15 protein-coding genes, 1 tRNA gene and 1 riboswitch are annotated in these 13,907 nt (G+C 74.9%); of the genes, 2 read left to right on the forward strand and 14 right to left on the reverse strand.

What is annotated here, in order from left to right:
• The first annotated feature begins 68 nt into the window (after nucleotides 1-68).
• Nucleotides 69-1,145 carry an alpha/beta hydrolase gene (locus CPE01_RS08010; RefSeq protein ID WP_146806121.1) on the forward strand — a complete coding sequence of 359 codons (1,077 nt, stop codon included), beginning with the start codon at nucleotides 69-71 and terminating at the stop codon, nucleotides 1,143-1,145.
• A 112-nt stretch (nucleotides 1,146-1,257) separates the two neighbouring features.
• On the opposite strand, the gene CPE01_RS08015 is transcribed toward CPE01_RS08010, so the two are convergent.
• The 10 genes from CPE01_RS08015 to CPE01_RS08055 all read right to left on the reverse strand — a co-directional run bounded on the left by CPE01_RS08015 (nucleotide 1,258) and on the right by CPE01_RS08055 (nucleotide 8,539).
• On the reverse strand, nucleotides 1,258-2,445 hold the full coding sequence (locus CPE01_RS08015; RefSeq protein ID WP_146806122.1) for an alcohol dehydrogenase catalytic domain-containing protein: 1,188 nt from the start codon (nucleotides 2,443-2,445) through the stop codon (nucleotides 1,258-1,260).
• Nucleotides 2,446-2,700: 255 nt separating this feature from the next.
• Nucleotides 2,701-2,773, reverse strand: a tRNA-Ala gene (locus CPE01_RS08020).
• 129 nt (nucleotides 2,774-2,902) lie between these two features.
• Nucleotides 2,903-3,598: a histidine phosphatase family protein gene (locus CPE01_RS08025; protein ID WP_146806123.1), complete on the reverse strand. Its 696-nt coding sequence runs from the start codon at nucleotides 3,596-3,598 to the stop codon at nucleotides 2,903-2,905.
• Nucleotides 3,595-3,990 carry a ribosome silencing factor gene (gene rsfS / locus CPE01_RS08030; protein WP_146806124.1) on the reverse strand — a complete coding sequence of 132 codons (396 nt, stop codon included), beginning with the start codon at nucleotides 3,988-3,990 and terminating at the stop codon, nucleotides 3,595-3,597. The genes CPE01_RS08025 and rsfS overlap by 4 nt, the downstream gene beginning before the upstream one ends.
• Before the next feature lie 25 nt (nucleotides 3,991-4,015).
• The gene (locus CPE01_RS08035; RefSeq protein WP_146806125.1) at nucleotides 4,016-5,002 is read right to left on the reverse strand and encodes a hypothetical protein; all 987 of its coding nucleotides are present in this window, start codon (nucleotides 5,000-5,002) and stop codon (nucleotides 4,016-4,018) included.
• A 485-nt stretch (nucleotides 5,003-5,487) separates the two neighbouring features.
• Nucleotides 5,488-6,090 (reverse strand): nicotinate-nucleotide adenylyltransferase, encoded by a 603-nt coding sequence (gene nadD / locus CPE01_RS08040; protein ID WP_281285108.1) that lies wholly within the window; start codon nucleotides 6,088-6,090, stop codon nucleotides 5,488-5,490.
• Nucleotides 6,091-6,095: 5 nt separating this feature from the next.
• On the reverse strand, nucleotides 6,096-6,251 hold the full coding sequence (locus CPE01_RS16420; protein WP_186811464.1) for a hypothetical protein: 156 nt from the start codon (nucleotides 6,249-6,251) through the stop codon (nucleotides 6,096-6,098).
• A gap of 206 nt (nucleotides 6,252-6,457) precedes the next feature.
• The gene (locus tag CPE01_RS08045; protein ID WP_146806127.1) at nucleotides 6,458-7,024 is read right to left on the reverse strand and encodes a GNAT family N-acetyltransferase; all 567 of its coding nucleotides are present in this window, start codon (nucleotides 7,022-7,024) and stop codon (nucleotides 6,458-6,460) included.
• On the reverse strand, nucleotides 7,021-7,482 hold the full coding sequence (locus tag CPE01_RS08050) for a rhodanese-like domain-containing protein (protein ID WP_146806128.1): 462 nt from the start codon (nucleotides 7,480-7,482) through the stop codon (nucleotides 7,021-7,023). The genes CPE01_RS08045 and CPE01_RS08050 overlap by 4 nt, the downstream gene beginning before the upstream one ends.
• Nucleotides 7,483-7,597: 115 nt before the next feature.
• A complete protein-coding gene (locus CPE01_RS08055) occupies nucleotides 7,598-8,539 on the reverse strand; it encodes an NADPH-dependent oxidoreductase (protein ID WP_146806129.1) in 942 nt (313 codons plus the stop codon).
• A gap of 16 nt (nucleotides 8,540-8,555) precedes the next feature.
• A riboswitch (SAM riboswitch) is annotated at nucleotides 8,556-8,658 on the reverse strand.
• A 142-nt stretch (nucleotides 8,659-8,800) separates the two neighbouring features.
• Between CPE01_RS08055 and CPE01_RS08060 the strand changes: the two genes are divergently transcribed.
• On the forward strand, nucleotides 8,801-9,739 hold the full coding sequence (locus CPE01_RS08060; protein WP_186811465.1) for an LLM class flavin-dependent oxidoreductase: 939 nt from the start codon (nucleotides 8,801-8,803) through the stop codon (nucleotides 9,737-9,739).
• 606 nt (nucleotides 9,740-10,345) lie between these two features.
• Here CPE01_RS08060 and proB read toward each other — a convergent pair.
• The 4 genes from proB to rplU all read right to left on the reverse strand — a co-directional run bounded on the left by proB (nucleotide 10,346) and on the right by rplU (nucleotide 13,876).
• Complete coding sequence (gene proB, locus CPE01_RS08065; RefSeq protein WP_146806131.1) at nucleotides 10,346-11,503, reverse strand: glutamate 5-kinase; 1,158 nt, start codon at nucleotides 11,501-11,503, stop codon at nucleotides 10,346-10,348.
• Between the two features lie 81 nt (nucleotides 11,504-11,584).
• Entirely contained in the window at nucleotides 11,585-13,102 is a 1,518-nt protein-coding gene (obgE, locus tag CPE01_RS08070) for a GTPase ObgE (RefSeq protein ID WP_146806132.1), read from the reverse strand.
• 143 nt (nucleotides 13,103-13,245) lie between these two features.
• Entirely contained in the window at nucleotides 13,246-13,503 is a 258-nt protein-coding gene (gene rpmA / locus CPE01_RS08075) for a 50S ribosomal protein L27 (RefSeq protein WP_146806133.1), read from the reverse strand.
• 64 nt (nucleotides 13,504-13,567) lie between these two features.
• Nucleotides 13,568-13,876, reverse strand: coding sequence for a 50S ribosomal protein L21 (rplU, locus tag CPE01_RS08080; protein ID WP_222592887.1), 309 nt, complete (start codon nucleotides 13,874-13,876; stop codon nucleotides 13,568-13,570).
• Nucleotides 13,877-13,907 lie beyond the last annotated feature (31 nt).

The raw sequence follows: 13,907 nt of genomic DNA on the forward strand, positions 1-13,907 counted from the left end.
CTCGTCGGCCATGCGGAGACGTGCGACGCACGCTCGACATCGCGGACGTCAGACATATGATGTCCGTCATGTCGAGGGCGGACGTCATCGAGCGGGCGGGTCTCGCCGCGGCGGCCGCGGCTGCGCTCGCGCTCGCCGTCCCGACGGTGCGCGCGCTGCGACGGCACGCCGACGCCGTGCGTCGCGTCGCGCCTGAGCTCCGTTCGACGGCACTGCTGCGGCCCAGCACCGTGTCCAACCGCGCTCTGCTGGCGCATCGTCGCCACCGCCGGCCCGCCACCGCAGCCCTGCCGCCAGGCGTCCAGCGCCACGGCGTCCGGCTCGCGCGGGCGGGAGGACCCGAGCTCGAGCTCGACCTGTACTCGCCGACGACCAGGCCGGCGCCGACCGGCGCGCTCGTCTGGATGCACGGCGGTGGCCTGGTCATGGGGACCACGCGTCACGCCGACGCGTGGTGCGCGCGCGTCGCCGACGAGCTCGGCGTGCTCGTCGTGAGCGTCGGCTACCGCCTCGCCCCCGACCACCCCTACCCCGCCGCGATCGACGACTGCCACGACGCCCTCACCTGGGTGCACCGCGAGGCGAGTGGGCTCGGCGTCGACACCGCGCGCGTCGCGATCGGCGGCGACAGCGCGGGCGGCGGTCTGGCCGCGAGCCTCGCCCAGCGCGCCCACGACACCGGCCTGCCCGTGCGCCTCCAGGTCCTCGTGTACCCGATGCTCGACGACCGGACGGTCACGCGCGTGCGCGCGGAGCGGACCTGGGCCGTGCTGTGGACGCCTCCCTCGAACCGGTTCGGCTGGTCGTCGTACCTCGGCCACGCACCCGGCGAGGACGAGACGCGCCCGTACGCCGTGCCCGCCCGGCGCCCCGACCTGGCCGGGCTCGCACCCGCGTGGATCGGCGTCGGCAGCCTCGACCTGTTCCACGACGAGGACGTCGCGTACGCCGAACGGCTGCGTGCCGCGGGCGTTCCGGTCGACCTGCACGTGGTGCCCGGGATGTACCACGCGGCCGATGACGTCGTCCCCGACGCCCCGCAGTCGGTCCGGCTGCGCGGCTCGGCGCTGGCCGCGCTCGCCGACGCCCTGCGCGACCCCGCGCCGGGGCCCACGGACGACCGGGCGTCGGTCAGCGAGCAGTAGCGACGCGTCGTCGAGCCGAGCACGTCGACCGGCGCACGGCGACGCGCAGCGCACCGTCCAGCTCCATCACGGTCGTCGTGCCGTCGGACGACGCCGTGACGTCCCCCACCGGTCAGGCCGCCGGGTCCAGCACGACCTTGATGCAGCCGTCCGCCTTCTCGTGGAACATCTCGTAGGCGCCGGGCGCGTCCTCGAGCGGCAGCCGGTGCGTGCGCAGCCCCAGCACGTCGAGCGGGTCGGTCGGGTCCGCGACCAGCGGCAGCAGGTCGTCGATCCACCGGCGCACGTTCGCCTGGCCGAACCGCAGAGTGAGCTGCCGGTCGAACACGTCCATGAGGTTGATCGGGTCGGCCGCGCCGCCGTAGACGCCGACGACGGAGACGGTGCCGCCCCGACGAGCGGCCGCGATCGCGGTCCGCAGACCCGCGAGGCGGTCGATGCCGACGGTCTCCATCGTCTTGCGGCCCACCGCGTCGGGCAGCACGGCGGTGACCTTGTGCGCGGCGTGCGCGAAGGGGGCACCGTGCGCCTCCATGCCGACGGCGTCGATCGTCGAGTCCGCTCCCCGACCGCCGGTCAGCTCACGGACCGCCTCGAGGGCGTCGCGGCCGGACTCGACCACGTCCACACCGTGCCGCGCCGCCATGGCGAGCCGCTCGGGCACCGAGTCGATCCCGATGACCCGCGACGCCCCGCGGTGCAGCGCGACGCGCGCTGCCATCTGCCCGATCGGCCCCAGCCCGACGACCACGACCGTCCCGCCGTCCGGCACCGACGCGTACTCGACCGCCTGCCACGCCGTCGGCAGCACGTCCGACAGGTACAGGTAGCGCTCGTCGGGTGAGCCGTCGTCGGGGACGACGACCGGGCCGTAGTGCGCCTGCGGCACGCGCAGGTACTGCGCCTGCCCGCCCGGCACCGACCCGTACAGCGCCGTGTAGCCGAACAGCGCCGCACCGGAGCCCTGCTCGCGCACCTGCGTGGTCTCGCACTGCGACTGCAGCCCGAGCCGGCACATCGTGCAGGTCCCGCACGCGATGCCGAACGGGACGACGACCCGGTCACCCACCCGCAGGTCACCCGCCTCCGGGCCGACCTCCTCGACGACGCCCATCGCCTCGTGACCGAGCACGTCACCGCGCGCCAGGTACGGCCCGAGGATCGAGTACAGGTGCAGGTCGGAGCCGCAGATCGCGGTCGACGTGACGCGGATGATCGCGTCCCGGCTCTCCTGGATGGTCGGGTCGGGGACGTCCTCGACGACGACCTTCTGAGTTCCTTGCCAGGTCAGTGCACGCACGGACAGCTCCTCGCGGCTCGGCAGTCGCGAGCACCTTGCCGACCCGTCGCTGCCGCTCCACCCTCGCATCGCCGCCCCAGGACTGCACCTGGGCCGCGGCCGGCCCTGCACGCCCTGCAAGCCCAGCTCGACACCTTCCGCGACCAGCACCTACTGGCGCAACAACGAAGGGAGAGCCCGGCCGATGGCCGGGCTCTCCCTCTATGAACGATGACGCGGGACATCTATGAACGATGTCCCGCGTCATCACAAACGTGGAGCTGAGGGGACTCGAACCCCTGACCCCCTGCATGCCATGCAGGTGCGCTACCAGCTGCGCCACAGCCCCTTGTGCAGTTTGCTTCTCCCCCGTGGGGGCGCTCGGAGAGTCTAGGACGAGGACGGCCCCGGACGCCAATCCGCCCCGAGCGACGCGCGTCACGTCCCGCACCTGCACACGGACGCGCACGCCGGACGGTCAGTCGGGGTCGCGCGTCGAGCCCGACTGCTCGTCCTCGGACCGGTCCGGTCCGGCGTTCCAGTCCGCCGAGGCGTCCGTGGGACCCAGGTTGTAGCCGACGAGCCGCCAGGCCGGCAGCACGTCGCCCGACGACGGCACGAGCTCGGCCCAGTGCGCGTTGTGCATCCCGGCGATCCCGCGCCACTGCGCGGGCATGCCCAGGAGCTCGGCGACGGCCGAGCTGATCGCCGCACCGTGCGAGACGACGACGAGGGTGTCGTCGCGGTTCATGGCGCCGGTGAGCTCGGCGATCGCCTCGGCGGTGCGCTGCGCGACCTGCAGGCGCGTCTCCGCGCCGACGCGCGTGGGCTCGCCGCCCGCACGCCACAGCGCGTAGTCCTGCGGCCACCGCTCCGCGATCTCCGCGCCGCTCAGCCCCTCCCACTCGCCGAAGCCGCGCTCGCGGACCCGGGGCTCGATCTCGACGGCGACGTCGGCCATGCGACCGAGCGCCTCGGCGGTCTGCCGGGCACGTCCGAGGTCGGAGCTGACGATCCGCGTCGGTGTGTGCCGCGCGAGCAGCGCCGCGGCGGCGGTGCGCGCCTGCCAGCGGCCGACGTCGTCGAGCGGGATGTCGACCTGGCCCTGGAGCCGGGCGGAGGCGTTGTACTCGGTCCGTGCGTGCCGCCAGAGCAGCAGACGACCGCCGCTCACTCGTCGTCCGCGCTGCCGCCGTCCTCGCCGCGCGCGTCGGCGGGGAGCTCGATGAGGGGGCAGTCCTTCCACAGCCGTTCGAGCGCGTAGTACACGCGGTCCTCGGCGTGCTGCACGTGCACGACGACGTCGCCGAAGTCGATGAGGACCCAGCGCCCCTGAGCCTTGCCCTCGCGGCGCACGGGCTTGGAGCCGAGCTTGTGCAGCGCCTCCTCGACGGCGTCGACGATCGCACCGACCTGGCGCTCGTTCGTCCCGGACGCGATGAGGAACACGTCCGTCAGGACGAGCTGCTCGCTCACGTCCAGCGCGATGATCTCCTGCGCCTTGAGGTCGGAGGCTGCGCGAGCAGCCGCGATGGCGAGCTCGACGGCACGGTCGGTGGCGGTCACGGATCTCCTTGGTTCGGGGGCGGGCTCAGGCGCTCGGCCCAGCCCTCAGGGTGGTCGTCACGACGCTGAGTGCGCTCGAGGCGGCGCTCGCCCCGTCGTTCGCCCTCGTGTAGAGCAGCACGAGCAGGAAGCCCAGCACGAACGCGACGATCGCGAGCACGATCAGGTGCAGCCACGTGTACGGGTGACGCGGGCGGGCCTCGGCGTCGTCGTCGTGCTCGTCGTCCTCCGGGTGCTCCGCGCCGGGGACCGGCGCGAACGGACGCTCCGGCTCCGACGACGCGGCCGCGGGGGTCGCGCCCCAGGTGGGCGCCGCGGGCTGCGCGGGAGCGGCGGGCTCGGGTGCCGCGGGCGCCGCAGGGGTGGGGGTCCACCCGGCGGCGGCACCGGGAGCCCACGTGCCGGCGGACGGGGCCGGGGCCGCCGACGGCGTCGGCGCGAACGCGGCGGGTGCCGCGCCGGCGGCCGGGGCCTGCGTCGTCGTAGGCGCCGCCGACGGGTCAGGGCGCCACGCGCCCGACGACCACGACGGGGCGGTGGGCGCGGCGGCGTCGGCCGGGGCCGATCCCGCGGCGGGTGCCGCGGCGCCCGGGGCGGCAGACGGACGCGACGACGCCGTGCGCGCCGGGACACCCTGCTGCGGTACCTGCGCGGGGTCCACGGACGGATGCGCCTGACCGCCGAGGGGCCGACCGGGGACCGCCGTCACCGGTGCGCCGGGCCACGCGGACGTGCGCGCGGCAGGCACCACGGGCGCGGCGGCGGGCGCCGTCGGGGCGGGCGTGGGTGTCGCGCCCCATGCGGGGGCGGCGGTCTGCCGAGGGGCGGGGGCCGGCGCGGCGACCGAGCGCGAGCTCGTCGGGTCGAGCATCGTGTCGCGGGCCGAGCGACGCTGACGCTCGGCGGGCTGCTGCGCCGACGACGCCGCAGGACCGGCACCCGGGGCACCCGGGGCGGGCGGCTGCGAGGTGCCGGGCTGCGCAGGTCCGGACTGCGTCGCACCGGGCTGCACAGCACCGGGCTGCGTGGGCGCCCAGGCGGGCGCGGCAGCCGGACGACCAGCGACGGGACGCGGCGCCTGGCCGGCGGCGGGACGCGGCGCGGACGGTCCGCCCTGCCCGGACCAGCCGGTCGGGCTGGGCGCGGCCGTCGGCGAGACACGCTGCGGGGCAGGGGCCTGGGAAGCTGGCTGCGAGGTCGCCCGGCCAGGAGCCGTCGACTGCGGCGACGCCGGCTGCGGGGATGCAGGCTGCCGGACGGGCTGTGCCGCCGGCGGCGAGGTGTACGTGCGCGGGGTCGGCGCCGCCTGGGGCGACGGGCTGGGTGCGGCGTCGCTCTGCACGCGCCGCGCCCGCCGCGAACCCGGTGCGGGCGCGTCGGTGTGGGGGGTCGCCGCGGTGGCACCGGCGGTGCGCTCCGGGCTGACCGGGTGGCTACCGGTCCCGCCTTCGTCGCCGCGGTGCAGGTCACGGCGCCGCGGCCGTGCTCCCGGTTCCGTCATGACAAACCTCGATACAGCTGGTGCTTCGCGATGTACTGGACGACCCCGTCAGGGACGAGGTACCAGACCGGCTGGCCGGCCCGAGCCCGGGCCCGCACGTCGGTCGAGGAGATCGCCAGTGCCGGGATCTCGACGACGTGCACACGGTCCTCGGGTAGACCCGCGACCGAGAGCGCATGGCCCGGGCGGGTGACCGCGACGAACTGCGCCATCGAGAACAGCTCCTGGGCATCCTTCCACGTGAGGATCTGCGCGATCGCGTCAGCCCCCGTGATGAAGAAGATCTCGGCACCCGGACGCTGCGCCTTGAGGTCCCGGAGCGTGTCCACGGTGAACGTCACACCGCCACGGTCGATGTCCACGCGGCTCACGGTGAAGCGCGGGTTCGACGCCGTCGCGACGACGGTCATCAGGTACCGGTGCTCGGCCGGCGTGACGTCCTGGTGCTGCTTGAACGACGGCACGCCCGTCGGGACGAAGACGACCTCGTCGAGCCCGAACCGCGCCGCGACCTCGCTCGCCGCGACCAGGTGACCGTGGTGGACGGGATCGAACGTCCCACCCATCACGCCCAGTCGCGCCACCGGTCGACCGAGCACGCCGATCAGTGGCGCGTGCCGACGAGACGGAAGGCGTACGTGAACAGCAGCATGGCGACGAGACCGGCGAACGCGCCGATGCCGAACACGACGGGCGGGAACGGCAGCTCGTTCGCCTTCTCGGCGGCTTCCTCGGCGGCGACGATCAAGGCGGCGTGCACGGCGGTCCTCCGGGTGCTCGAGTAAGTGCTGGCTCAGATGCGGGCGACTCGCGGTACGTGAGTCGAGCGGTATCGATTGTCGCACGCCGGACCACGCCCGGGGGGCCCGGTGCGCACGCGTGTGCAGGTCCACGTCCTCTGTGACGATGCCCACGCGGTGCGCGCACTCGTCCTTCTTGCACACGGCTCCACCCGTGAGCGGCAGGTCAGCGTGGCGCGTCTCCCGGTACGGGCGTGACGTCCAGCCCGAACGCCAGCAGCGTGCCGCCGGGTACCACGCGGTCCTCGCGCTCGGGCATGCGCGCGAAGCCCAGCCGCTCGTACAGCCGGTGCGCGCCGACCATGAGCGGGCCGGAGTTCATCACGACACGCGTGTACCCGCGCCGACGAGCGAGCTCGACCACGTGCCGGGTCAGCAGCGCCCCCACTCCCCTGCCGCGGGCCGCCGGGTGGACGCCGAGCAGCCGGAAGTCGAGCTCGCCGGGGCGCGCGAGCGGCGAGAGCCGCCCGCCCGGGCGGGGCGTCGTGACGGTCCCGACGAGCGCGCCGCCGGCGACGTCCTGCGCGACCCACACGTCGTGCTCGGCGGCACGCTCGGCGACCTGCGAGAGCGACGCGAGGTACTCGTCGTGCAGGTCGTAGTCGTGCGTGTAGGCGGCGACGGTGAGGCGTGCCACGTCGTCGTGCTCGACGGGCTCGGCGAGCCGCACGACGAACGCGCCCGCCGGCGGCGCGGCCGGGAGGTGGGTCGCGCAGGTCGTCGCCGTGCTCATGCCGACGCCTCGTCGGACCGCTCGATCGGCAGGCCCGCCTCCGCCCACCCCGGCGCGCCGCCCTCGACGTGGACGACGTCCGTGAAGCCCTGCGCGCGCAGCGCCGCCGCGACGGGACCGGACCCGCGCACCGAGCCGCACACGACGACGACCGGCGTGTCGAGCGAGAGGACGGGCGCGAGCCGGGCGGCGCCGGCCAGGTCGAACGTCTCGGCGACCGAGGAGCGGTCGACGACGTGCGCGCCGGGGATCGACCCGGTCGTCGCGCGACCCGCGTCCGAGCGGACGTCGACGAGCACGGCACCCGCCTGGACCCGACGTGCGGCGGCGTCGGGCGCGACGAGGGGCGCGAGTGCTCCTGCCTCCTCGAGGGACAGGTCGACGGCCGGCGCGGTCGAGGGCGCTGCGGGCTGGATGTCGGGTGCGGGCGTGCCTGCGGTGGACGAGGCCGTGCTCATGAGGACTCCTGGGTCGAGGTGGACACCGTCCCGGACGGGACGAGCGCTGGTGCAGGCGGTGCTGGGGGGTCGGGTGGCGGCGCGGCGCGGCGCGGGTGCGGGGCGCGGTCAGGGGTCACCGCAGGCCGAGACCCGCGGCACCGAGCGCGTCGGTGAGCCGCTCACGACCGTTGAGCGCGCGCGGGTGCGCCAGCCGGGCCAGCAGACGCTGGGTCCACGAGTGCTGCAGACCCTGCGCCGCGTAGTACGCCCCGATGCGGTGCTCGTACGCGCTCACGGCGTCGAGCTGGCGCGTCGCGTCGTACGTCTCGTGGTGCAGCACCGCGTCCTGCGCGAGCCGGGGCTTGACGGTCGCACGCTCGTCGGGGTCCGGGTGCCCGACGACGAGGCCGAACGCGGCGAACACGTGGTCGGGCAGCCCGAGCACCTCGGCCACCGCGGCCGGGTCGTTGCGCAGCGCGCCGATGTACACCGTGCCGAGCCCGAGGGACTCCGCGGCGAGTGTCGCGTTCTGCGCCGCCAGCGCGGCGTCGACGAAGCCGACGACGGTCGTCTCGAGGTAGTCGCTCGCCGCGGTGGGCGCCTCGTGCCGGTCCGCGACCGCGTGGGCACGCGCGAGGTCGACGAGCCAGACGAGCAGGAGCGGTGCCTGCACGATGTGCGCCTGGTCCCCCGCGAGGTGCGCGAGCCACGTGCGGCGCTGCGGGTCGCGGACCGCGACCACGCTCCACAGCTGCAGGTTCGAGCTGGTCGCGGCGGACTGCGCGGCGGCGACGAGGGTCGCGAGCGTCTCGTCGGACACGTCGTCCGGGAGGTACTGCCGCACGGAGCGGTGCGCGAGCTGCAGCCGCACGACCGCGCCGGCGGGGTCGTCAGCGCCCCCGGACGGACCGGCGCCGGGACCCGCAGCGGCCGCGGTGGGCTCGAGGCCGCCGTAGCGGGCGCGCCACAGCTCGGCCAGCGCGCGGCGTTGCGGCGACGCGTCCGAGGAGGAGTCGGGCCCAGCGGTGTCGAGGTCGGCGGGATCGACCTCGGCGGTGAGATCCACGAGAGACATGCGGGTGCTCCTTCGTGCGACACGGTTGCCCGCGGACGGGCCTGGTCGTGCCCGGGAGCACCCCGCGGTCGTCGGGGTTGCTGCCCCGCCTGCCGGGCCAGACGGCGGGGCTCGTGACCTTGGGGCGTGAGGCCCGGCGGTCAGCGCCGTCGAGTCAACGGTCGGACGAAGGCGTCTCACATGACGGAAAGTTCGCTGCGGGGGGCGCCTGCACGAGGCGTCGGCCGCACACTCCCCGGCACGACGACGAGGGGGGCGGGCATGAGCCGTTGGCTGAGGCTGGGGGTCTACCACACGGTGACCGGGCAGCACGCGGGGGCGTGGCGCGTGAGCACGCAGGCGACCGATCCCGAGTCGCTCGAGCAGCACGTCGCCGCCGCGCGCACGGCGCAGGACGCGGGGTTCGACTTCCTGCTCGTGACGGACGTGCTCGGTGAGCAGGGTGACCCGCACGGGCCCGAACCCGTGCGCGCCGGGTTCCAGCCGCGGCTCGAGCCGGGCGTGCTGCTCTCGGCGCTCGCCGCCGCGACGCGGGACATCGGGCTCGTCGGCAGCTTCTCGACCACGTTCGAGGACCCGTACCCGCTGGCCCGGCGCCTCGCGAGCCTCGACCACGTGTCCGGCGGCCGGGCGGGGTGGAACGTCGTCACGTCGTTCCAGGCCCTCGCCGCCGCGGCGTCGGGCGGCGAGCGGCTGCCCGCGCACGCCGACCGGTACGCCCGCGCACGCGAGGTGCTGGCCGCGGCGTACGAGCTGTGGGACGCGTGGGCTCCCGACGCCGTGGTGCGGGACCGCCGCTCCGGTCGCTACGTCGAGCCCGCACGCGTGCGCCGCGTCGAGCACGTCACGGGCGCGCACGACGTCCGGGCCGTCCTGCCCTCGTCGCGCTCGCCGCAGGGCGAGCTGCGCGGTGAGGCGCGCGGCCTCCTCGGGCGGCGCGTCGGGAGAGACGAGCAGCAGTGCGGGGTTGCCCGTCGAGTACACCGCGAAGAACACGAGCGTGACGGCCCCCCACACGGCGAGCAGCCCCGTGAGCAGTCGCCCGCCCAGGTAGCGCCAGCCGACCGGTGGTCGCAGGCGTCGGGCGAGGAGGACGGCGCGCTGACCGGCACCCGCGGTCGCGGGGGCTCGAGCGGCGATGACGGACATGGGTACTCCCGGAAGGGACGAGGTGTGGGGTGGTGCGGGAACGTTCCGTGAGCACGCGCGGAGGCACGCAGCAGGACATCGGCCACGACGAGGACGTCACGCGAACGATCCGCCGGCCGACGGGTGCCGACCTGCGAACCGAGCGGGCCGGCTCACGGACGCGCTCGACGAGCGGGTGCCCACGCGGCGGCGTGCGCACCCGGACGCGCCGGTCCGACGGGACGCCGGTTCAGCCGAGGCGTGGGCGTGACGGCCGGGCGACGCGAGTGCCGGTCAGGCGCTGAACGGACCGGTGCCGGCTGCGCGCGCGGGCGCTGAGGGTGACGGAGCCGCGGTCGCCGGGGTCAGCGACAGCACGCGTGCGCGGCGGGACAGCAGCGCGGCGCGGCGAGCGGGTGGTGCTTCGACATGGTCGCCTCCGGCGGGAGGTCGTGCGAGGTCCGACGCGTGCAGCGCGGACGCGGTCTGCTCGGGGACACCGGTGCCGGTGCCGCACCGCCAGCCGAGCCTGACGGCGGTGCGTGAAACCGCGAGGAAGGTATGAGGGGGCTCGGCAAGGGTCAATGGACCCACGCCGCCGTCTCGCGCTCCGAGACGCGACGCCCGTCCCTCAGGACAGCCCCCAGGGCCGTCCCAGCAGTCAGGCAGGTGGACCGGTCAGGCAGAGGTCGCCCACGCGGGCCGACGACGCACGAGCACGAGGTCGTCGCGGTGCACGAGCTCACGGTCGTAGCCCGCGCCCAGCTCACGCCGCAGGTCGTGCGTCGAACGCCCGAGGAGGCTCGGGACCTCGTCGGCGGAGAACGCGACGAGCCCGCGCGCGACGACGCGACCGTCCGGCGCGACGAGCTCGACGGGGTCGCCCGCCTCGAACGACCCCTCCACGGCGATCACCCCCGCCGGCAGCAGCGACGTGCGGCGCTCGACGACGGCCCGCACCGCGCCCTCGTCGAGCTGCAGCCGGCCACGCACGCGCGCGGCGTGCGCGAGCCACAGCAGCCGGATGGGCTTGCGCCGACCCGTGGCGGCGAACCACGTGCCCACGTCCTGACCGGCGAGCGCCTGCGCGGCCTGCGCCGCGGAGGTGAGCACGACGGGGATACCGGAGCCGGTCGCGATCGCGACCGACTCGAGCTTGGTGACCATGCCCCCGGTGCCGACGGCCGAGCCGCGCCGCGAGACGTCGATCCCCTCGAGGTCGCGCGGGCCGTCGACGCGCGTGATGCGTCGCGCACCCGGCTGCGAGGGCGCTGCCGTGTAGAGGGCGTCGACGTCCGTGAGCAGCACGAGCGCGTCGGCGTGCACGAGGTGCGAGACGAGTGCGGCGAGCCGGTCGTTGTCGCCGAACCGGATCTCGTCGGTCGCGACCGCGTCGTTCTCGTTGATGATCGGCACGACGCCCAGGTCGAGCAGACGCGTCAGCGCGCGGTGCGCGTTGCGGTAGTGCACGCGCCGCACGGTGTCGTCGGCGGTGAGCAGCACCTGCCCGACGCGCAGCCCGTGGTCGGCGAACGCCTTGGTGTAGTGCGCGACGAGCAGCCCCTGCCCCACCGAGGCGGCGGCCTGCTGCGTCGCGAGGTCGCGCGGGCGCGCCGCCAGCCCGAGCGGGCCGATCGCGGCGGCGATGGCACCGGACGAGACGAGCACGACCTGGCTGCCGGCCGCGCGCCGCTCGACGAGCACGTCGACGAGCGCGCGCAGGCGCACGGGGTCGAGTCGCCCGTCGGCGCTCGTGAGGGACGACGAGCCGACCTTGACGACGACGCGGCTCGCCGAGCCGAGCTCGGCGCGCGTGTGCAGGGGTGCAGCCGTCACGTGCGCATTCTGCCTCTCCGCGCGGCTGCTGGGTCGCGCCGCCCACGACGCGGACCTGCGGGCCCGCGTCCGCGGACGGGCTCAGTCCTTGTCGGGGTCCGTCCAGACGCCGTGCTGCCGCTCGGTCCACAGCTCGGCGCGAGCGGCCGCCTTGGCGTCCATGCGCTCCTTGAACTCGGCGCGCTTCTCACCGCGCGTCGGTCGCGAGTGGTCGTCGAGACGTGCGTCGGTGCCGCGGCGGCCCAGCAGCTCGGCGCCCGTGACGAGCGTCGGCTCCCAGTCGAACACCACCGAGTTGGTCTCGGGACCGATGCGCACCTCGTCGCCCGCCACGGCGCCCGCCGCGTACAGGCGCTCCTCGACGCCCAGGCGCGCGAGCCGGTCGGCCAGGTAGCCGACGGCCTCGTCGTTGTTGAAGTCCGTCTGGCGGACCCAGCGCTCGGGCTTCTCGCCGCGCACCTGGAACCACACGGCACCCGCGGCCTCGCGGCGCGTGACGGTGAACCCCGCGTCGTCGACCGCGCGCGGCCGCAGCACGACGCGCGTCGCCTCGGGCTCGGGAGCGTCCCGGCGCGCCTGGGCGACCATCTCGGCGAGCGCGAACGTCAGCGGCCGCAGACCCTCGTGGCTCGCGGTCGAGACCTCGAACACGCGCAGCCCTCGCGCCTCGAGCTCGGGACGCACGAGCTCGGCGAGCTCGCGCGCCTCGGGCACGTCGACCTTGTTGAGGACGACGATGCGCGGGCGCTCGGTGAGCGGCACACGGCCGCCCTCGATCGACAGGTCACCTGCGTAGGCGGCGAGCTCGGCCTCGATCACCTCGAGGTCCGAGATCGGGTCACGTCCCGGCTCGAGCGTCGCGCAGTCGAGCACGTGCACCAGCACTGCGCACCGCTCGACGTGGCGCAGGAACTCCAGGCCCAGGCCGCGTCCCTCGGACGCGCCGGGGATGAGCCCGGGCACGTCGGCGACCGTGTACCGCGCGTCCCCGGCCTGGACCACGCCCAGGTTCGGCACGAGCGTGGTGAACGGGTAGTCGGCGATCTTGGGCCGTGCGGCGGAGATCGCGGCGACCAGGCTCGACTTGCCCGCGGACGGGTAGCCGACGAGCGCGACGTCGGCGATGGTCTTGAGCTCGAGCACCACGTCGGCGCTCTCGCCCGGCTCGCCGAGGAGCGCGAAGCCTGGCGCCTTGCGGCGCGGCGACGCGAGCGCGGCATTGCCGAGCCCGCCACGACCGCCGGCGGCGACCACGTACTGGGCACCGGTGCCCACGAGGTCGGCGAGGACCTCGCCGTCCGGGGACTTCACGACCGTGCCGTCGGGCACGCCCAGGATCAGGTCCTCACCCGTCGACCCCGAGCGGTGGTCACCCATGCCCTGCGTGCCCGAGGGCGCGTGGCGGTGCGGCAGGTGGTGGAACTCCAGGAGCGTGGTGACCTGCGGGTCGACCTCGAGGATCACCGATCCCCCGTTGCCGCCGTTGCCCCCGTCCGGGCCGGCGAGCGGCTTGAACTTCTCGCGGTGGATGGACGCGCAGCCGTGCCCACCGTCACCGCCGGTCGCGTGCAGCACCACGCGGTCGACGAACGTCGCCACGGTGGACCTCCTGGGGGTGTGTCGGGAGCACTGGTGTGTCGATCATGCGCCTGCGGGAGTCCCGCGACGAGGGGACGACATGACGAAGGGGCGCACCGAGTGCGGTGCGCCCCTTCGTGCGGCTGAACGCGTCAGCGGAAGACTCAGACCTCGGCGGTCACGATGTCGATGACCTTGCGGCCACGGCGCGTGCCGAACTGGACCGCGCCGGCGGCCAGCGCGAACAGCGTGTCGTCGCCACCGCGACCCACGTTGTTGCCGGGGTGGAAGTGGGTGCCGCGCTGGCGGACGAGGATCTCGCCGGCCTTGACGACCTGGCCACCGAAGCGCTTCACGCCCAGGCGCTGGGCGTTCGAGTCGCGACCGTTGCGCGAGGAGCTCGCGCCCTTCTTGTGTGCCATGACGAACCTGCTCTCGAGTTGCTCAGACGTTGTCGCTGCAGCCGCGGCGTGCCGCGGCGCGAAGTCACTTGATGCCGGTGACCTTGAGGCGGGTCAGCGCCTGGCGGTGACCCTGGCGCTTGCGGTAGCCGGTCTTGTTCTTGTACTTGAGGATGTCGATCTTCGGGCCCTTCTCGTCCCGGACGACCTCCGCCGTGACCTTGACCTTCGCGAGCGCACCCGCGTCGGTGGTCACCTTCTCGCCGTCGACGAGGAGCAGCGCCGGCAGCTCGACGGTCGAACCCGCCTCGGCACCGAGACGGTCGACGACGACGACGTCGCCCACGGCGACCTTCTCCTGGCGGCCGCCGGCCTTCACGATCGCGTACACCACGTTGCTGCTCATCTCTGCTCGTCGAACTGCT

Source organism: Cellulomonas persica, assembly GCF_007989825.1.
In the GTDB taxonomy this organism is placed as follows: Bacteria; Actinomycetota; Actinomycetes; order Actinomycetales; family Cellulomonadaceae; genus Cellulomonas; species Cellulomonas persica.